The organism is Levilactobacillus yonginensis (genome assembly GCF_964065165.1).
GTDB classification, from domain to species: Bacteria; Bacillota; Bacilli; order Lactobacillales; family Lactobacillaceae; genus Levilactobacillus; species Levilactobacillus yonginensis_A.
Genome location: NZ_OZ061549.1, coordinates 2,395,656 through 2,414,949, shown reverse-complemented (window position 1 = coordinate 2,414,949; position 19,294 = coordinate 2,395,656). Strand labels below are relative to the sequence as shown.

The 19,294-nt window shown below is 48.5% G+C and carries 22 protein-coding genes and 1 riboswitch; of the genes, 11 read left to right on the top strand and 11 right to left on the bottom strand.

What is annotated here, in order from left to right; genetic code table 11:
* Positions 1-29 precede the first annotated feature (29 nt).
* Positions 30-788 carry an alpha/beta hydrolase gene (locus AB3Y94_RS11220; protein WP_367296290.1) on the top strand — a complete coding sequence of 253 codons (759 nt, stop codon included), beginning with the start codon at positions 30-32 and terminating at the stop codon, positions 786-788.
* Here AB3Y94_RS11220 and AB3Y94_RS11215 read toward each other — a convergent pair.
* Complete coding sequence (locus AB3Y94_RS11215; protein WP_367296289.1) at positions 773-1,816, bottom strand: PrsW family intramembrane metalloprotease; 1,044 nt, start codon at positions 1,814-1,816, stop codon at positions 773-775. The two genes, AB3Y94_RS11220 and AB3Y94_RS11215, sit on opposite strands and share 16 nt — an antisense overlap.
* Positions 1,817-1,982: 166 nt before the next feature.
* Between AB3Y94_RS11215 and AB3Y94_RS11210 the strand changes: the two genes are divergently transcribed.
* Positions 1,983-2,939, top strand: a complete 957-nt coding sequence (locus AB3Y94_RS11210; RefSeq protein ID WP_125683091.1) for a nucleoside hydrolase — start codon at positions 1,983-1,985, stop codon at positions 2,937-2,939.
* Between the two features lie 212 nt (positions 2,940-3,151).
* On the opposite strand, the gene AB3Y94_RS11205 is transcribed toward AB3Y94_RS11210, so the two are convergent.
* From AB3Y94_RS11205 to AB3Y94_RS11185, 5 genes are all read right to left on the bottom strand, one after another.
* Positions 3,152-3,799, bottom strand: a complete 648-nt coding sequence (locus AB3Y94_RS11205) for a hypothetical protein (protein ID WP_367296288.1) — start codon at positions 3,797-3,799, stop codon at positions 3,152-3,154.
* Positions 3,800-3,876: 77 nt separating this feature from the next.
* Positions 3,877-4,692: a Cof-type HAD-IIB family hydrolase gene (locus AB3Y94_RS11200; protein WP_367296287.1), complete on the bottom strand. Its 816-nt coding sequence runs from the start codon at positions 4,690-4,692 to the stop codon at positions 3,877-3,879.
* A gap of 61 nt (positions 4,693-4,753) precedes the next feature.
* Complete coding sequence (locus tag AB3Y94_RS11195) at positions 4,754-5,566, bottom strand: alpha/beta hydrolase (protein WP_367296286.1); 813 nt, start codon at positions 5,564-5,566, stop codon at positions 4,754-4,756.
* A gap of 1 nt (position 5,567) precedes the next feature.
* A complete protein-coding gene (locus AB3Y94_RS11190) occupies positions 5,568-6,854 on the bottom strand; it encodes a PTS transporter subunit EIIC (RefSeq protein ID WP_367296285.1) in 1,287 nt (428 codons plus the stop codon).
* A gap of 85 nt (positions 6,855-6,939) precedes the next feature.
* Positions 6,940-7,749, bottom strand: a complete 810-nt coding sequence (locus AB3Y94_RS11185) for an HAD-IIB family hydrolase (protein ID WP_367296284.1) — start codon at positions 7,747-7,749, stop codon at positions 6,940-6,942.
* A 223-nt stretch (positions 7,750-7,972) separates the two neighbouring features.
* Here AB3Y94_RS11185 and AB3Y94_RS11180 point away from each other — a divergent pair, with 223 nt between their 5' ends.
* Genes AB3Y94_RS11180 through AB3Y94_RS11170 form a run of 3 tightly spaced genes read left to right on the top strand, consistent with a single transcriptional unit; the run spans position 7,973 to position 9,729 of the window.
* Positions 7,973-8,716: a DUF2087 domain-containing protein gene (locus AB3Y94_RS11180; protein WP_367296283.1), complete on the top strand. Its 744-nt coding sequence runs from the start codon at positions 7,973-7,975 to the stop codon at positions 8,714-8,716.
* A gap of 2 nt (positions 8,717-8,718) precedes the next feature.
* Positions 8,719-9,048, top strand: coding sequence for a GIY-YIG nuclease family protein (locus AB3Y94_RS11175; RefSeq protein ID WP_125683077.1), 330 nt, complete (start codon positions 8,719-8,721; stop codon positions 9,046-9,048).
* Between the two features lie 9 nt (positions 9,049-9,057).
* Positions 9,058-9,729 (top strand): chloramphenicol acetyltransferase, encoded by a 672-nt coding sequence (locus tag AB3Y94_RS11170; RefSeq protein ID WP_367296282.1) that lies wholly within the window; start codon positions 9,058-9,060, stop codon positions 9,727-9,729.
* A gap of 143 nt (positions 9,730-9,872) precedes the next feature.
* Here the strand turns inward: AB3Y94_RS11170 and AB3Y94_RS11165 are convergent, their stop codons facing one another.
* Both AB3Y94_RS11165 and AB3Y94_RS11160 read right to left on the bottom strand, forming a co-directional pair.
* The gene (locus AB3Y94_RS11165) at positions 9,873-11,042 is read right to left on the bottom strand and encodes a serine hydrolase (RefSeq protein WP_367296281.1); all 1,170 of its coding nucleotides are present in this window, start codon (positions 11,040-11,042) and stop codon (positions 9,873-9,875) included.
* 341 nt (positions 11,043-11,383) lie between these two features.
* Complete coding sequence (locus AB3Y94_RS11160; RefSeq protein ID WP_367296280.1) at positions 11,384-12,553, bottom strand: D-alanyl-D-alanine carboxypeptidase family protein; 1,170 nt, start codon at positions 12,551-12,553, stop codon at positions 11,384-11,386.
* Between the two features lie 222 nt (positions 12,554-12,775).
* A riboswitch (TPP riboswitch) is annotated at positions 12,776-12,867 on the top strand.
* An 86-nt stretch (positions 12,868-12,953) separates the two neighbouring features.
* On the opposite strand from AB3Y94_RS11160, the gene AB3Y94_RS11155 reads away from it, so the two are divergent.
* The 6 genes from AB3Y94_RS11155 to AB3Y94_RS11130 all read left to right on the top strand — a co-directional run bounded on the left by AB3Y94_RS11155 (position 12,954) and on the right by AB3Y94_RS11130 (position 18,040).
* A complete protein-coding gene (locus AB3Y94_RS11155) occupies positions 12,954-13,517 on the top strand; it encodes an ECF transporter S component (RefSeq protein WP_367296279.1) in 564 nt (187 codons plus the stop codon).
* A 20-nt stretch (positions 13,518-13,537) separates the two neighbouring features.
* On the top strand, positions 13,538-14,950 hold the full coding sequence (locus tag AB3Y94_RS11150; protein WP_367296278.1) for an ABC transporter ATP-binding protein: 1,413 nt from the start codon (positions 13,538-13,540) through the stop codon (positions 14,948-14,950).
* Positions 14,947-15,600, top strand: a complete 654-nt coding sequence (locus AB3Y94_RS11145; protein ID WP_367296277.1) for an energy-coupling factor transporter transmembrane protein EcfT — start codon at positions 14,947-14,949, stop codon at positions 15,598-15,600. The genes AB3Y94_RS11150 and AB3Y94_RS11145 overlap by 4 nt, the downstream gene beginning before the upstream one ends.
* A 24-nt stretch (positions 15,601-15,624) precedes the next feature.
* Positions 15,625-16,305 carry a thiaminase II gene (gene tenA, locus AB3Y94_RS11140; RefSeq protein WP_367296276.1) on the top strand — a complete coding sequence of 227 codons (681 nt, stop codon included), beginning with the start codon at positions 15,625-15,627 and terminating at the stop codon, positions 16,303-16,305.
* A 53-nt stretch (positions 16,306-16,358) separates the two neighbouring features.
* On the top strand, positions 16,359-16,721 hold the full coding sequence (locus tag AB3Y94_RS11135) for a hypothetical protein (RefSeq protein ID WP_367296275.1): 363 nt from the start codon (positions 16,359-16,361) through the stop codon (positions 16,719-16,721).
* Between the two features lie 1,124 nt (positions 16,722-17,845).
* Positions 17,846-18,040 (top strand): LBP_cg2779 family protein, encoded by a 195-nt coding sequence (locus AB3Y94_RS11130; RefSeq protein WP_125683059.1) that lies wholly within the window; start codon positions 17,846-17,848, stop codon positions 18,038-18,040.
* Positions 18,041-18,138: 98 nt separating this feature from the next.
* Here the strand turns inward: AB3Y94_RS11130 and AB3Y94_RS11125 are convergent, their stop codons facing one another.
* From AB3Y94_RS11125 to AB3Y94_RS11115, 3 genes are read right to left on the bottom strand one after another with little or no spacing between them, the layout of a single operon-like run.
* Entirely contained in the window at positions 18,139-18,654 is a 516-nt protein-coding gene (locus AB3Y94_RS11125; protein WP_367296274.1) for an O-acetyl-ADP-ribose deacetylase, read from the bottom strand.
* Between the two features lie 5 nt (positions 18,655-18,659).
* The gene (locus tag AB3Y94_RS11120; RefSeq protein WP_367296273.1) at positions 18,660-18,911 is read right to left on the bottom strand and encodes a zinc ribbon domain-containing protein; all 252 of its coding nucleotides are present in this window, start codon (positions 18,909-18,911) and stop codon (positions 18,660-18,662) included.
* A gap of 10 nt (positions 18,912-18,921) precedes the next feature.
* Positions 18,922-19,263, bottom strand: coding sequence for a hypothetical protein (locus AB3Y94_RS11115; RefSeq protein ID WP_367296272.1), 342 nt, complete (start codon positions 19,261-19,263; stop codon positions 18,922-18,924).
* Positions 19,264-19,294 lie beyond the last annotated feature (31 nt).

The following is a 19,294-nucleotide window of genomic DNA, read 5'->3' as shown; positions in this document are numbered from 1 at the left end:
TCTTTCATCGTATCAAGGAGGTGATTTTCATGAAGCATCGACGTGGGTTAACCGTTATCGTCACAACCCTGCTTGTTTTAACTGGTCTAATTGGCTGGTGGAACAGCCGGTGGTCCGCACTGGCCACCACACGGGTCCCTCAGACTCGTACGGCCACCCTCTTCTTGCCAGGCAATAGTGGTGCTTGGCTGTCTTTACGCAGTATGGTCGTCAGTCTGAATCGCCCCGGGCTCGCCACATTTAGCCTAACCGCCCGGGTCAATTACACCGGTCACGTCTCCTGGCAACAGCACGCACCGGTCGCCGCCAACAACCCGCTCGTCCCCGTTATTTTCAAGGACAACACGCACCCCAAAAAACAAGCTCGCCAGTTACGAACGGTCTTGCGGCAGTTGCATCAACGGTATGGCGTGACCCACGTTAACTTTGTGGGCCATTCTTCCGGCGGAACGATTGCCTACGACTATCTGAATCGCCAATCCCAAGCCCCCGTCACGGTTAATCGTTGGATCTGCATTGGTGCCGACTTTCCAGAAAGAACGGGGCTCAGAACACCTGAACCCCAGTTACACATCCTAAATTTAGCAGGCAACATTGGGCGCACAGATAACGACAGTGAAGTACCCGACAACACCGTTACACCACTAGCCAGACTGGTTCAAGGCCACGTTGGAAGCTACCGTTATCAGCAGCTTCGCGGTCCTATTTGGCAAATGCAACATTCCCTATTACATGAAAACCCCGCGTTGGACCGCAAAATGATTACCTTTCTCTATCCGCCGAGCTGAGTGTTCTTGAGGATTCGTTGACCCTGTAAGGTTCGCGCCTCACGTAAACCTGCGTTGATCAAGACAAAGATGGCAACCCAGCCAACCGTGATCAATACCCACTGTTGCAGGTACAAAATGTCTAACAAGGCAAAAGGGGCGTTCCAGTCCCACAACGCGTGAAGGGCAATCGCCAACAGGTAGAAGCGCAAAAACTTCGGTGCCACCATGTTACTCCCAGTGACGGGCTGATGACGCTCCTTTGCCAAAATAATCGCCGCTCCCATGATGGCGGACCAAATCGTATGCGTCCCGATTGCTTGCCAACTGCGCATCAACAGTGTGACCAAACCATATTGTCCGGTATACCCTGCCGTCTCAAAGACCGCAAACCCAGCGCCAATAGCGGCACCAATCAGTAAACCATTGAAGATATAATTTAGCCTAAATTGGTTAATAAAATAAGCAATAACCAGCATCTTGGCCGTTTCTTCAATGAAACCAACAATTAATGCGGACTCCCAGGATGTCCCGTTCCCCGATGGAATCAATGAATACAAAATCATGGTCGCAATCAACGACAGAATACCTCCAACCAAAAAGACGGTCATCAATTGATAAACTGAGATGTTCCGAAAAACGTTGATTTCAAAAAACATGATCAACAAGGAAAATGGCACCGCCAACGAGCCAATAAAAATCATCCCAGGGACGGCATTATTACTGCGGAAAACCAGAAATAACAGCGCCAGTAACACGAAACTAGCTCCAAGTAATGCGAAAACTCGTGAGAATAACCACGGCTTGACTGGTGCCGCCGACACGGCTTCTAAGGATGGTGTCGTTTCCTTAGTTCCTACGATAAATAAGGCTTCTGAGTCGTCTAAGTCGTGATGCTTAAAAACTTCTGAAAACATTTGAAATAGGTGGATTTCAACAACCTTATTCTCTCCGGTCCACTCATTCATTTCCTTCGTTGCATCATCCAGCAAATGATTGTGGTACTCAAAATGCCGTTTTACCGGTTTTACAGACTGTTTATCGGCCATGACCGAATCCCCCCTCAATGGTAAATCTAACCTGGTTTCTATCTTAACGTGAACGTCCAATTGCTTCAACTTGGTGACTAGGTGAGCTTGATAAATGTAACCAGTTACATTACACTTAGAGTAGGCTTTTTAGCTAATATAGGATCAAAGGGGAGACAATTATATCATGGCAAAACGTAAAATGATTTTAGACTTAGATACTGGTATCGATGATTCACTCGCAATTGCTTACGCATTGGGTGCTCCCGATGTGGACTTGATTGGGATTATCGGTTCTTACGGGAACGTGCTCGTCGAAGCCGGTGGCCAAAACTCTTTGAAGATTTTGGAACTACTTGGACACACTGACATCCCTGTATATCTGGGTGAAAGTCATTCCTCAACCAGTGATCACTTTGATCGGATGCAAGTTAGTGCAGACATTCACGGTGAAAACGGAATTGGCCAAGTCGACTTACCAGATCCACAACGGTCAATTGAAAAGGAATCCGGTGTGGACTTCTTGATTGATGCCGTTCACAAGTACGGCAAAGATTTGACGTTAGTTCCAACTGGCCCAATGACCAACTTGGCTGCTGCCATCAAAAAGGCCCCAGAAATTGCTACTGAAATCGGCAACGTCACCTTCATGGGCGGTGCTTTGACCGTTCCTGGTAACGTCACTGCTTATGCCGAAGCCAACATCAACCAAGATGCTGAAGCTGCTAACGCCGTTTTGACGAGCCCATTACATTCAACTATGGTTGGTTTGGATGTTACCCTGCGGACCCTGTTGACTAAGAAGGAAACCCAACAATGGCGTGACTTGGGTACCGTTGCCGGTGAAAAGTTCGCTGACATCGTTGATTACTACATCCAAGCCTACGTTGATGTTAACGACAACCTAGGTGGCTGTGCTTTGCATGACCCACTGGCTGTTGGGGTTGCGTTAGATCCTAGCTTCGTTACCACGATTGACTTAAACATGGTGGTTAACTACAACAAGGAAACTTACGGTCGGACTATCGGTGATGACAACCGGTTAAACGAACCTACTAATGTTAAGGTTTCTGTCATGGTTGACAAAGATCGTTATCTGAAGACCTTCATGGAATACCTGACGAACCTGTTCAAGCAAAACTAAGCTTTATCCCAAATACTTATTTCACTGAGAGTCCTGGACATTTTGTCTGGGACTTTTTTGTTGTCCGGTTCTAACGCCGCCTCTATGCTCCAGATAATCCCACTAACCGACCCTTTCAATATCTCAGCAACGTTAACTTAGCCAGGCCGAAATGGCTTAAGCATTAAAAAAGGTGACTGAAATAATTTCAGTCACCCGACAAATTCGTCTAATTAGCTCTTGTAGTTAAAGTTCTTGATCATGGTGTTCACGGCGTTATTCGTATACTTCTTTACCGCGGCCTGCTTATCAGCAGCTGGTAAGGAATCGAATGCTTCCGTATAGGCCTTTTTCATTTCTGGCTTCACATACTTATTCGCATAGCTCTTAGCTGGACTGGTCTTAGTCTTCGTGTAGCTGTAAGTTTTACCAGACGTTCCTAAACGCCGGTTAAACTTAGTCCCAGTCAACTTAGCAGAAAACTTCGTTGAACTCTTCTTAGTCAACTTAAAAGTGTATGCCTTTTTGGCTAGTGACGTCGTAGTTTTACCCTTAGTCGTCTTGAATTCAATCAATTTGTACTTAGTGGTCATCGTCTGCCGGTTCTTACTGAACTTCACGGAAGTTGGCACACCATACTTCACGTTCGCGTTCTTACCGTTAAAGTCACCAAAGATCAACATTTCACCGGTCTTCTTACCAGACTTGTAGGTCTTGAAGTAAAATGCCGTCTTGGACTTGGCATTTTTATAGTAACGTTTCAAGTCGGTATTCGTGAAAGTTGGCTTGGTTTTAGCACTAGCGACACTTGGTGCGACTACCCCACCGAGGGTACCCAGCGCCACCGCCACTAATCCTAGTTTAACCATAAAACGTTTCATAACCCTTGTCCTCCTTAATATTCATCCTATACACCTTTCATACTGCCACTTCATTCGCTAAATTGCAAGCGTTTCCCTTATCCTAATAATTCCGGGAACTTTTCCTGTAGGTAAGCCGCAATTCCTGCCTCATTATTTGATTTTGGTGTAATGTGATTTGCAGCAGATTTCACCTCAGGTTGACCGTTTAACATAGCGACACCATCGCCTGCCGCCTTGATCATGCCCAAATCATTTTCAGCATCACCGAACGCCATCAAGTCATCGAAGTCCCAACCAAAGTGAGTTAACAATTGTCCCAAACCAACGGCCTTATCCATCCCAGCCGCCAAGAATTCCAAAATCTTAGGCTGTGACCGGACAACGTGATATTCCTGACGCAAGTCCTCACTAATGGTGGCAACGACGTGATCCAAGGTCTCAGAATCAGTGGCCATAACCGCCTTACTAAATAAATGATCAGGTAGATCATCAAATTTTGTGGGCGTAAAAGTCATTGGAGCCTTCAGCATCTTCTGATAGATAGAAGGTTTCAAGTCAGCGACCGGATAGACCTGTTCAAAGTCTAAGATGTCCAGTGGATACCCATTCTCTTGGGCAAACGCGTGGAGGGGTTCAAAATCAGTCCGACTTAGTCCACTCTGTGCCAGCTCATCTTTAGTCATATTTTGAATAACCAGCGCCCCGTTAAATGTAATCGTAAAGTCCTCTTCCGTGGTCAGCCCCAATTGTTCCAGGTAACCCCAGATTGCATTGATTGGTCGGCCAGTGCAGAGAACCACCTTGATACCTGCCGTATGCAGCTTACGCAACATTGTCACATTTTCTTCGCTGATTGTTTTATCTGTATTCAGTAACGTCTCATCTAGGTCGAGCGCAATCATTTTAATCATTCGTCTTTAGCCTCCATTTACCTCCCAGTTTACACGTAATAGGTTGTGAAATAAACCGCAATTAGGATAAAAGGTCCTGACGAATAAGTGCAACAATCTGCTGATTTTCCGGCAGATCCGCATGATTAGCGTTTGCTCCAGTCACCGTAATTTGCGTAAAGTGTTTCACCTGATTTTGAAAGATATACTTCCCGCGGTTCACACTGTCGAACGGGACAATCCCGTCGCTAGCAAATGTTTTGCTCCCAGCAATCGAGTAAACCGTTGCATTGCGGGGTAAGTTGGCGCGGTCACCACTCAATTCCTTGAACAAGTCAGTGTCGACCGCAGCATCCTGTTCTTCTAAATTAAATGGTGTGGCAATGGTCATCAATCGATCAATTTTGGTCTTAGTCTTGGCCAGGTCATGTTCCATAAACAATGTCAGAACCAGACCACCATTAGAGTGACCCATAGCCGAGAAGTGTGTGAAATGATACGTCCTTTCTAAAGCCTGAAAGGCCGTCGCAAACCAGACCGCCTGTTTGCGAACGTTAGCTGGACCATCCCGATGGTTTTGAAACCCCACCACGATGAACGGCCGCTGGTCTCCCTGCTTCAGATTTCCACTGTATTCTAGGTGACCGTTAGTCATGACCTCGACCCGTAACAGACTATGAGTCGTTGGCGACTCTCGATTCAACTCTTTAACCAACGCATTGAATCGATTCTGTGTCGCACTTGAACCAGGGACGAAGAACACTGGTGCCATTAGACTTTGATAGTTAGCCCGCACAATTTTTTCCTGATGCGGCTGCCACCAAAATCCTGGCAAACACAACACTGCCAGCAATAATAAGACTGCCCATAGTCGATGCAAATTTGTGCGATGCATCTTAAGCCACCTCCCCGTCTAGTTGCCGGTGAGCCGCCTGCACCAATTTAACAAAGGGATAATAGATTGCCGTACTTAAGATTAAGTCGGCCAACGATAACGCCAGTGCGGTCCAATTGCCGCCAGTTCCCAGATAAGCCTGCAACGGTCCCGGCGTCCCAGTCAATAATGGATATGCCACCGCAGGAACCCATTTAAGGCGGATACAGAGCCAGCTAAGTGTAATACAAGCACTCGGAGCTAGAATGAACGGAATCCCCATCAGGGGGCTTAAAATGACAGGTAAGCCGACCATCATTGGCGCATTGACGTTTCCCAAGGTTGGTACCAGGCTCAACCAACCGATTCGCCGCTGCCACGCCGTGGGTCGGCTCAAAAATAGTGCCAACAATAGTGCGAGCATCATTCCCGTTCCACCAACGTTGGCATAAACGCTGACGACCGTATGCAGCGTTAGCGGATGCGGCAACTGCCAGCCATGATGTGCCAACACGGCTGCTAAATTCTGGGCAGATTCAATTGATTGCCCGCTGCTTGCTGACAACGGCCCTAGAACTCCCAACCACTCAAAGGCCCCATTTAAAACGCAATATCCCAGCAAGCCCAGAATGAAATGGGGCAAGCGAAACGGCCACCGAATGATGCTGGCAAAAGCAGAATTGAGACTAACCGTCTGTGTGCTGACCCAAAGCAAACCTAAAGCTGCCATCACAACTAACCAAGTGCAGGTGATGACCAGCGTACTTGGAATCTGTTCCAAGTCTGGTGAACGATGACCGAGTGCCCAACGGTAGCCATTGCCCACGAGTACTCCCACCAAAATACCGACTAGAATTCCCTGAATCCCCAGGTCAGTCGCCACCCATTTGATCGTGTGACCACCCAGAACTGAGGTCCGAGTCACGTTAAAAAATTTCAGACTAATCACGGCAATCGTTCCGGCCATCAGGCGATCCGTCATGTGCTGGGTCACTGGTACCACCAGGTAAAAGCTCACCGCAAATGCCATTAAGATTCCGGCCAATCCCAGGGTACCCGCGCTGATCAATCGCAAATACTGCCGTAGAATTTTCACTTGAAACAGCCACCGCGCCACGTGCAGTGTTTGATAGTAATAGCCATCCGTTCGTAACCAGGACTGCTCCAAGAAATCCGCCAGACTCCCCAATAAAATAATGGGGAATATCAACCGTAACGCTTGGCGAATGGCACTGATCTGGCGGTTACGGTAAAAACGCACCTCACCATTGACCAGCCTCATCCCCAGTTGTGCTATCCTATCCGTCATCGCTACTCGCCCCCTACTCCCAGCGAGTGTACCCCCTACCCGTGGCTCAGGGCGCCAACTTTTATTTGATACGGAAACTAGCCACTCAAACTAGCCATTCAGCAATCTGCGCCATGACCGCGCCCTGCTCATTTGTTCCCTTCAAATGCGGCTGTGTTGCCAGTTCCGGTGCAGCGTTAGCCACTGCGAATCCCTGACCCACCAGCTGTAACATGGTCAAGTCATTTCCAGAATCGCCAAAAGCAGCCATTTCTGCTGGCGTGATGCCCCATTGTTGGCCAAGAAAGGCCAATCCTGCGGCCTTACTAACCTGGGGGAGTGAGACGTTCATCCCCCCCAAGCCACTACTAACACCGACTAATTCGCCGGCAAAACGTGCATTAAACGCTGCAACTTGCGCCACGACGTCCGTCCTCAGCCACGTAATATCAAGCTTCAAAATAGCCGCGCTCACTGTCGTTAAATCTGCCACCGAAGTCAGACTGGGATAAAATTCGCGGGACTCTGCAAACCGCTGGCTGTCGGCCGGCAACGTCGTATATGCCCGCTCCGCACCGCAAGCAATGATGAAGCAGCCCGCCATAATGGGCGTCGTTTCCAGCCAAGAGACGGCCGACTGCCAATGTAACTGGGGTAAGGTCGTCATCTGAAGCTGACTACCACTGGCGGTGGTGATCAAGGCGCCATCCTCAACCACGTAGGTTAGCTGTGCCCGGTTCCGCAACGGGGCAAAGAGCTCTTGAACATGGTCCAGGGGGTCACCAGTCGTCACAACAAATCGGCTACCACGCGCGGTCATTTCACCCAACATGGCATCAAATTGCTGACGATCATACACCCCATTTGCATCTAAAAAGGTCCCGTCTAAGTCCGTGGCAATCAGTCTTGGTAGCATCTACTCAACCCCTCCGTCAAAATAACATGACCCAATCATACCTGGCCCATCGAAACCAAGCAAGGCAGGCCGCTTACAAATAAAATCATACTAACCTAACCCCTTGGGCCAACCAACGGCAGCATGATTTCCATCGGAATTGTAATTATTTTGGCCACTTTTGTAGATTGTATTGACAGATTCAATAAACATTTGTATGATTATGGCTATTGGAGGGATACCTATGGATCTCGCAACATTAACACTATCTGAAATTGAACAGGGGTGGCACACCACTGCTACCGCTTATATTTGCAATTATTGTGGTCAAGACTTTCAACAAGATCAGGTCTTCCACCTACACGATGCCTTTTACCCGGCCGCTGAAATGATCAATCACCATATTCAATCAGCCCATCCGGACGCCATCAACCAACTCATTCAATCGTCATCCAAATACAACACGTTGACCACCAAGCAACGTGATTTACTCGTTGCATTTAGTCAAGGTGTCAAGGATGCCACAATTGCTCAGGACAACCATGTGGCAGCCGCCACCATTCGTCACCAAAAATTTACGTTCCGCGAAAAGGCCAAGCAGGCCAAGCTCTACCTCGCTATTTATAATCAAGTCTTCAATAACCCTGAACGAGATACCCCCATCGCACTGCCACCAGCAACCCAAGCTAACGGCCTCATTGCTATTACACAGCGTGACTATCATCAGATCCTTCAAAAGTATTTCGATCCTGGCGATAAGTTGCGGCTCAAACGCTGGCCTAAGCAACACAAGGCCATCTTAGCGGTATTAAAGCGGGTGAGCTTAGAAATTCCAACGACCCAGCATTTTACTGAGCGCACCATGAACGACCTGTTAGTCCCAATCTTTGACGACTATGTCCGGTTACGCCGCTACCTTATCGACTACGGATTTCTGGCACGGACCGCGGATGGTCAGGACTATTGGCGCCTCACTTTTAAGGAGTAATCATGGACAAAAAAGAACGCATTCGACAATACAAAGCGACCCCGACCAAGTACGGCGTCATTCAAATCAAAAACACCAAGAATGGTAAAACCTTCATCGACACCGTTGCCAACACGCATAATCGTTGGGGATATTATCGCCTCAACCTCAATAAAAATTTCTACCGGACCAGTCCGCTGCAAGCCGACTGGAACACCTTTGGCGAGTCTGCCTTCACCTACGAAGTCCTGTGGGAAGAGGAAACCACCGAGGTGACGAATCTCAGACAAACACTCAAGGACCTCAAACAAACTTGGCTCGCTAAATGTCAGCCTGCCTATAACCAAAAATAAGGAGTTTTCATGACAACCATTAATACCAACTACCACCCAATCGACCAAACAACTTGGCCGCGCCGCGAGTATTTCTATTACTTTACTAAAATGATGCCCACCGGTTTCACCGTCAACGCCACGATTGATATCACAGCAACTTTAGACTGGGCTCATCGTCACGAAGTCAAGTTCAACGCCGCCTACCTTTTTCTAGTTAGCCAGGTGCTGACGCGCCATCCAGAATTTCGCGTCGGCATGGTCGACGATCAACTGGTTGAATTCGACGTCGTCCATCCCTCATACAGTGTCCTGCATGAAGATGACCACAGTATTTCTAGCCTCTGGACGGCATACAGCCCAAACTTTTCCCAATTTTATCAAGACTACTTACAGGACCTTAAGCGCTTGGGGTCCCAACACACGCCCATGCCCAAAGCACCCCAAAGCGCTAACCTCTACATGATCGGTAGTATTCCCTGGCTGGACTTCACCAGTTACACGCCGCTACCATTCACGCCACTCAATACGTACTTCCCGGTCATCCAGGCTGGGCAATATACGACGAAAGGCGGTAAGACCACTATGCCGCTCTCATTTACCATTCACCATGCCGTTGCCGATGGCTATCATGTCAGCCAGTTCTATCAAGATTTACGGGCTGCCATGGCCCAACCTGAGGCTTGGTTAACGACTGACTAATTACTTCAAACTAAACTAGAACATAAAAAAGAGTTGAGACTTTTGTCTCAACTCCTTTTTGCGTTCTAAACATATATAGCTAAAGGTTGAAAGTTCGAAAACTGTTATCAAACCAAGAATAGTAAAGCATTATCGACTTAAAATTAGTCTGACATGCTGCTGTAACTGTACGCCTGATTCATCAATGAACGGGTCTCCGTGAACTCGTTCTCATCGTGCAGAACGACCGTGATGACCCGGTGCTTACCGGTCTTTTGACCAGTCCCAACGAAACAGTAACCAGCCAATGGCGTGTATCCTGTCTTCAACCCATCAACCTTGAGGGCAGCTTGATAGTACTTCCGCCCCTTTAACAGGTTGTTGTAGTTGTAGGTCAATTGGCCATCCACCGTTTTAGACCCAACGGAACCGTCAGTCAAGATTCGTGGATAGTCCTGAATCAAGTGGCGCGCAATCAAGGCCACATCCTTGGCCGAAACCATGTTGGCGTTCGCACTCCCGTACGCGTAGCCAAAGACCTTTAAGTCACTGTTTTCCAAACCTGAGGCTGATACAAAGCTGGCCTTATCCAAATTCCAAGTCTTAGCTTGCGCGTTCATTTGTTGAATGAACTTCGCGTTAGAACCGGCCACCCATTGCCCCAGTGCGATAGCGGCATTGTTTGACGAATCCAATAGTGCTGCGTCGTAAAGGTCCTTAACCGTGTATTTATGACCGGTCTTGAACAGGAACCCGCCACACGACGAACTTTGACTCATGGAAATCAAGCCCTTGCTACTGGTATCAACGACTTCATTCCACTTACTGGAACTACCATCGACTTTTTGGAGAACTAGGTATAACGTCATTAGCTTTGAGACGGAAGCAATTGGCCGCGCAGTATTAGCACTCTTTGACCAAACAGCCTTCCCCGTCGTATAGTCCATGGCGATGGCATTCTTAGCGTACTTCAAGCCAAATGGTGCTTTCCCCTTAGTCAGGTATCCGTGCCAGATCCAGCCCTTAACGGACCCAGCCTTGTTCTGAACGTAGTAGTAAATTCCCTTGGAATTTGCGTGCTTCAACGTCGCGTGTTGCGTCACGTACCAAGTCGTGTTCGGATAGCCCTTCATCGTGGCGATCCGACGATTGTGTGCCTTATTATAAATGGCCCCCGCGGTACTCTTCTTGTGATAAGCAGCTTTCGTCACGTTGGTCGTGGAAACCGTGGTATATGTAGCGGCATGTGCCGTTGTCCCCGTGGCTACGGCCCCACCCAGGGCCACCGTGAACAACACGGCCAAAACGGCCCCTTTAAACTTAGACATTCCCATAACTATTCCTCTTTCCGATTATAATCGTGTCAATTATCCAAGGGCCAGCTTAGCACAAGCAAGACCTGTCAAACAAGCACTTGAGCCATTTTGTAATCTGCTTGTTGGGGTCGTAACTTTTTCGTAATCCACCGGTCAGAGACTGAACTAATTACTTCGCTTAGCAACTCAAACTTCCCAACTGATTGTCAGTCATTTTAATCAAAAATTCGCATCAACCGTCACTGTGGTTGATGCGAATTTTTTTGAATTATAGGTAAATTTTTAGAATTCTATTTCGTTGGCAAGCTTAGCCTACTGAACCGGGTGCTAAAACACTCACTAATTGGCTTATTCGCCGTTTAGTTAGCCATGCTTCTGAAACCATACACGTGATTCATCAGTGAACGCGTTTCGGAAAACTCGTTTTCATCATGCAGAACCACCGTAATGACCCGGTGCTTGCCAGATTTCTGACCAGTCCCGACAAAGCAGTAACCAGCCAATGGGGTGTACCCGGTCTTCAGCCCATCAACCTTCAGTGAAGCTTGGTAGTACTTCCGACCCTTCAACATATTGTTGTAGTTGTAGCAGAGTTGACCATTGACCCGCTTGGAACCAACTTTGCCGTCCTTCAGAACGCGAGGGAAGTCCGTCATCAAGTGGCGGGCCATCAAGGCAACGTCCTTAGCAGAAACCTTGTTGGCATTGGCGGAACCATATTTATACCCAAATTGACGAAGGTCACTATTTTCCAAGCCTGAAGCGGAAACAAAGTGGGCGTGACCCAGCTTCCAAGCTTTAGCCTGAGCGTTCATCTTCTTGATGAACTTACCATTACTACCAGCCACCCATTGGCCTAAAGCAATCGCAGAATTGTTCGAAGAATCCAGGAAGGCTGCGTCGTAGAGTTGCTTGACCGTGTAGCTGTGATTCAGCTTAAAGTGAAAGCCACCATACGCAGAAGTCCTACTCATCCGAACGAGGCCCTTACTCTTAATCTTAATCTTCTTGTTCCAATTGCTGTTCTTGCCATCGACTTTTTTCAAAGTCAGGTACAGCGTCATAATCTTGGAGACGGACGCAATCGGCCGGGCCGTGTTAGCGTGCTTAGACCAAACGACTTTACCCGTCTTGGCGTCCATGGCTACCGCAGCCTTCGCCTTATTTAAAACAAATGGGGCCTTCCCCTTTTTTAAATAGCTGTGCCAAACCCAACCTTTGACGGTCTTCTTGTTGTTGTTCACGTAAAGGTAAATTCCCTTGGTCTTCCCATGCTTCAACGTCGCTTGCTTGGTGGCGTACCAAGTCGTGTTGGGATGGGCCTTCAAGTTGCTGACCTTCTTGGTGTGTTTCTTGTTAAAGATGGCCCCTTTACTGCTCTTCTTGTGGTAAGCCATCTTCTTAATTTTCTTGGTTGAAACCGTCTGATAACCAGCGGCGTCAGCAGGTACTTCCTGACTGACGACCCCACCAACTGTGATGGCGGCTAGTAGCACGACCATGCCCCGTCGAATATGTAAACTTGTCATGTCATTGGTCCTTTCCGTTCTTAAAATAATTAATGCAACTAACTATTACATTAGCACTATTCTAGTTGAAGGAACAGAGACTCTAACGCTTTGTAACCGCCTTGTTTATCCCGTAATGTTTTTGTAAAGAACTTTTTTAGCTTTGAACCACTAATGGCCTAGACCGGGTTGTTGCGACGAATGGTTGCAATTCACGGATAAATTGGTTACGCTTAAGTCATTCAAATACGACTGGGGTGCCATCGCGGCTGAGAACAAACCCATTGAACCTGATCTGGTTAGTACCAGCGAAGGGAACGCGTACCATAAAGCTATTCAATGACCCCCACTAATGAAACTTAGTGGGGATTTTTTTAGCTAAAAGGTGCCCCAGCGTACACTTTTTAGGAGGTTACATATCATGAAAGGCTGGCACGTTCGCGATATTATTTTTGTCACTATCTTAGCAATCTTTATGGGGACTATCTTCTTCGTCACCGGACCACTCTACACCGTTCTGGCAGCGGCACTCGCTCCCGCTGGATTACAGCCCCTAGCCAATGAACTGCTCCTCGGTATTTGGGTCATGGCCGGTCCACTGGCTGGGTTTATCATCCGGATCCCAGGCTCTGCCACATTAGGTGAATTTCTGGGGGCCGTCGTCGAAATGTTTTTCGGTGGTATCTGGGGAGCTAGCACCTTGATTTCCGGCGCACTTCAAGGAATTGGTTCCGAACTAGGCTTTGCCTTCACTGGTTACAAACATTACGGCTGGTTCACACTAGCTCTTAGTTCACTGACCACCGCCATCGTCACCTTTGGCTGGGACATGATCAAGAACGGCTACGCATCCTATCATTTAGGCTTCATGGCACTCCTCTTCGTTGTCCGGCTACTCTCAATTTTCTTCTTTGGTGGTATTCTCACCAAGTTGATTGCAAACCTGTTAGTTCGCGCCCACGTTTTACCTAGTACTGCGCACTAATTGTTATTGGAGGAATTTGTTTGGCTACTGTCACGATTGATTCACTGACTTTTACCTATCCCAAACGGACGCATCCGGTGCTGGATGATCTGACCGTCACCTTTCCAGCAGGAAAATTCTCACTGCTGACTGGGGTTTCGGGTGGTGGCAAGTCAACCCTTTTAAATTTAATTGCGGGTCTCATGCCATTACCAACTTCCGGGACCATCCGGTTTGACGGCCGACCACTAACCGATATTCCTGCAGCTAAGCACGCTAGTACCGTGGCGATGATGTTCCAGGAACCCAGCACGCAGTTCACGATGGATACTGTGGAAAACGAGCTCCGCTTTGCCTTGGAAAACCAACGGGTGATGGCTACTGCTATCCCTGCCGCCATTAATGACGCCCTCAATTTTGTCGGCATCTCTCAGTTGAAGCACCGCATCCTGATGCAACTTTCGGGGGGCGAACAGCAAAAGGTTGCTTTGGCAATCATCGTCGCCATGAACAGCGACGTGATTCTACTGGACGAACCTTTTGCCAGTATCGACCCACCCACGCGGCTAACGCTCCTGCAAAAATTGATGACGCTCTGCACCCAGCAACATAAGACCGTCATTTTGGCCGACCACGACCTGAGTGGTTATGCTCACTGGGTCGACCACTTGGCCGTCTTAGAGGCTGGTCACCTAGCTTTGCTTTCAGCGGAAGAAACACAAGAACGGTTTGCGGCGTTCACACCAGACCGCTTGCAACTGAAACGGGTGACCCCACCGCAAGATACTGAAACCGTGTGCCTTCAAGGAACGCAACTGGGGCTATTCAGTGGTGAACGAGAACTCATTCATCCCCAAGACCTTGCCTTCTTTGCGGGTCAAACCACGCTGATCACTGGGCCAAACGGGAGTGGCAAGTCAACTCTCTTCCGGGCGCTAGTTCGCCTGGGCCACTACCACGGAAGTTTGACCTATCAGGGACAAAACATTCAAAAAATTGCGCGTAAATCGTACGCCCGCCAGGTGGGCCTCATGTTTCAATCCGCTATGGCCCAATTTCTCAACGTGACCCTGGATGAAGAACTGGCTCTTTCACAAAAGAATGGCAACCACGCATACTTTACACCAGAACGGGTAACGCAGCTCTTAGACCAGTTAGGTTTGACGCAACACCGCGACCAGGTCATCTACTCACTGAGCAGCGGCCAACAAAAGAAAGCCCAGCTACTCTGTATGCTAATCATGGCACCCCAAGTCCTATTACTAGACGAACCTCTCAAGGGCCTAGATTTGGCTTCCATTCGCACCACGATGCAAATCTTGACATCAGTCCAGCGAGACTTAGGTCTCACCCTGATTCTAATCAGCCACCAGCTAAGTGGTCTGGACGACCTCGTAACTCACCATCTACGATTGACGAATCACCACTTACTTTATGAGGGGGCAGCTGAATGAACCCAACATTAAAATTAGCGCTCGTCTTGATTATTGCACTAGAAGTTTCCTTCACCCAAGTTTGGACGGTTAACGTCGCCTTACTGGTGATCTGCTTCAGCCTGATGATTGCCTACCGAGTTAAGCTAAAACGCCTGCTGTGGCTAACCCTAGTCCCGCTGTTCTTCGCAACGGCCCTGGTCTGGTCGTTAAATCTCCAGGGCTCAGCTAGTACCCATTTCCTCATCGTCATTTTCACTCGAATGTTCGTCTACGTTTACATGGGGGGGATCTTCACCCAAACCACTGAACCCTTAATGCTGACCCGTTCACTAGAACAAAACGCCAAACTTCCCAGTAAATTTGCCTACGGTTTTTTAGCAGCCTTTAATCTGATGCCTAAAATCCGGGCAGAAGTGGCCACTATCCGTGCAGCAGCGTTGATGCGGGGGCAAGTCCTACACGTGTGGTCGCCTCAGCTATACTTTAAGGTTATCCTGGTAGCCATGAACTGGTCCGACCAACTTGCATCAGCCATGGCTTCTCACGGCTTTGTTGAAGGCGCTCCGCGAACGCATGCCGTTAAAGTCCCCTTACCCGCGTGGAACTGGTGGGCCTGCGGCGCGAGCCTGTTAGCCGTCCAACTTGGCCTCTTCTGGGGACTACCCTAATTAACTTAACAAAGGAGTTTTTTGATGTTTACTGATCAAGCACATGAACAAGCACTGGCCAGTTGGGCTGCATCCAAACGCCACCCCTTCATCCAACAGCTCCAGGCAGGAACTTTACCGATGGACACTTTCCGTTACTATCTCATACAAGACCACTACTACCTGCATGAATTCGGTAAGGTCCATGACCTCGCCGCCGACCAAAGTTCAGATGCACAGGTTGCGCAACAACTGCGGGCCGGCGCAGAACACCTCCGCCAGGGAGAGATTTCCATTCGCCAAACCTTCTTTGACCGGTTAAACATTACTCCGGCTGACATTGCTGCCACTCCGGTTGCGCCTACAAGCTACGCGTACACCAGCCATCTCTATCGCGCGTTAGTGACCGCAGGGACTGCTGGTGCCGTGGCAGGCTTACTCCCCTGCTACTGGCTCTACGCAGAGATTGGTGCCAGCCTTGCCGGAACTGGGTCACCCGTTCCAATTTTTCAGGCTTGGATCGATACCTACAATGCCGCCGACTATACCAATTCAATGACTGACCAATTGACCCTGGCCAATGCGGTCGCTACCCCAGCCAACACGGACCAATTACTCGATATTTTTGCCAAGAGTAGTTGGTATGAACTTCAATTCTGGCAAATGGCGTTAGATCATGAAGATTGGTCACTAACGACGCCATCACAAGCCGCCCCATTTTCATAAGCGACTTCATAGGCTATAATGTAGACACCGCAACAGAGAAAGAGGTGTCGTCTATGAAACGCGTACGTGAATTAACATTCCTACAATTTTTTGGTTACCTAGCACTGATATTAGGCCTACTGATTGAGCTATACGCCTTAGTCGATAATCCCGGTAGCCGCGTTAGTGGCGATGATATGTTTGGGGGGGCCGTGGTTTTAGGAATCGCAGTGGCCTTCATCCACAGCCCCCACCTACCCTTCAACCTAATTTTAATTACCCTCAGTACCCTCGGTTTTGCCGACTTCACGTTTATCCACACCCACAGTTGGCTCTGGACAATTATCCTGGCCATCGCTGTAGGAGCATTCTTAATTTACTTTTTTGGCATCCGCAACGACGTCCGCCGGCAGCAAAGCGAGTGGTTTCACTTTTAGATTGGCAACTGACCGCATAATCCCCTTGCCACAAATCTTCACTAGGATTGAGACAGACGTCTCGGTCCTTTTTATTTTCAACTAAAGTTCGAAAGTTACCTTGTTTTCCTCAGTCTAATATTAGCAAGCATCGGTACTGCCAAACTAGCGGAGGTCAGGGATTCCGCCTGCTGTGGGGACGCTTCAGACTGGAAAAACACCAGTCTTCTCGCTCGATTTGAAGCCACGAAGCCCTCGTGTCTCCAAAGTCACCCGTGCCGTAATCTGGAAGATCACCAGCTAACACCACCTTCACGGCTGGCTACATCCCTGACCTCCTCCGGCTTTGACTGTACTGTAACATAATTACTGCTGGCAGGAAGGTTGTTTCGCGATTCAGTCCGTTCTGATAACAGACAACTCTACACTATGTTAGCCGAGAGGTCGCCAGATATGGGCTCAGGCGCATCGTTCTGCTTAGTTAGTAGGCGATTTCCCCTACTGGCTTAGCAGAAGACCAAGCTTGTAGACTCGGTATTTTCGAGGCTTCAAGTTGTGTCTGCACCGTTCCAGCCCATATCTGGCGACCGGTAAGGCGGAAAGCCACACTAGGTTGCCCAATTTAGGAATACCAATTCTTTTGTTAAAAAAAGAACCAGGCCAACCCGAAGGTTGACCTGGTTCCCTGCTTGATAAACTACAAGTGACTGTAGTCATGTAATCATTATGATTACCGTAGATTAAGATGAAACAGCCGGAATAATTCCGGCTCCGGGGCGGTACCATACCGCATTAATCACTAGCCACTTTGAAGACGGGTGGCTGTGCTGGTAGTTCAGTGGCACGTTTAAGATCCACTCTGTCACTTTGTCAGTTGCTATCTGTCTAAATCTAACAACTAGCTTAACGACTCAATGTCACAAACCAATGACAGGTTGACGAAGTTCTTTTAACAATTCGATGAAGGTTCCTTTAAGCGCTACTCCGCCAATTGTCATATTGTGTATTAGTTTACGCAACTTTGGACAGTTCATCAAGTGAATTACAAAAAAACTTCCAGAAACTAGGACTTATTTCGCCGCTTTTTGAAAACTTTAGTATAATGAACATGTGCAGTCATTACGATTATCATTTGGAGGGATTCTATGAGTCAAGAATTGAACGATCTGGCCGAAGCAATCATTGCCTACCAAAAGAAATACGATAAAACGGACGGTGAGATGGCCTTTGGGTCACGAATTTCTGTTGAGAAGTTCCATGCAATCAAATCCGGCGAACTGCAACCCACTAGTGATGAACAAAAATCACTAAAGAGTTTCATTACAGCTAAACCACGTTAACAATTACCAAAGGCGTCGAGACTAAGTCCCGGCGCCTTTTTGTGCACTTACCAGTATCTAAAAAATTAAGTATTCAAGCGGACAACATCATTCGCCAATCATGAATTAAGCTGGGACCAAACCGTTCGGTACGTGGCAGCTGTGTTTTCATCAAAAGCAACCAGCCGCACGCGTTGAACCGTCGACGGGTGGGCTAAGAAGTCAGCAATGACTTCACCAGCTACCACCGCAGCTTCTTCTACTGGATAACCATACACACCGGTACTGATGGATGGAAAATCCACCGTCTGGCAATCATGGTCAGCCGCCAGCTTCAGACTATTGCGATAACAGTTGGCTAGCAGCTTAGCCTCCTGATGCTCGCCTCCCCGCCAAACAGGACCCGGCGTGTGAATCACCCACTTAGCGGGTAGTTTGAACCCCGGGGTGATTTTTGCATCGCCAGTTGGACAACCGTTAAGCGGCGCACAGGCCGCAAACAGTTCCGGACCGGCTGCCCGATGAATCGCACCGTCCACACCGCCACCGCCTAACAAGGTCGTATTTGCAGCGTTCACAATCGCATCTACCTGACTTAATGTAATGTCTCCTTGAATCACCGTAAAATCTGCCACAGTGCTCACTCCTTTGCCCAGGGCCAACGCCACCGTTTCTTCTTGTTAGCACTGGTCCCGTCCCGTTTCTCTAATCGTTTCATACCCTCACGGTACGGATTGGCGTAGAGTGAATTCAAATTGAACTTTGTCGATGCCGGTTGTGACTCGCTGGACTGACGATACGGTCGCAGGTCCGTCTGACATTGCGGACAGACGTCATCGGTTGCCGTAATGGCCGCGCCACAGTGTGGACAAAACTTTAATTCTTCAGCCATGCATTGCCTCCTACTTTCGCCGTTGTTGGTGCGCACGATTACGTGCTATGTTACGTTCCCGTGTCGCAGCTGCACTCTTTTCAGCTTCACGCTTTCGCTGCTCCGCCGCCGCTTGTCGTTGCTTGGCCGCAGCCGCTTTCTTTTGCTCGGCAACCTGCCGTCTGGCCTGACTGCGCGCGCTGAAATAGCTCCACACACCGACCGCTAAAAAGGCTACGATAATTTGTAAGGGAACCAACAACCAATTAACGTGCTTGGCAAACCACAGGTCATAAATGACTAGTAACACTGACATGGCCCCAACAACGGAACACGTGTCGCGCAGCCAGCGGGGTATCTGTCGCCATTTCATCTTGTAAGCTCCTTATGTACGGTGTCGCCAA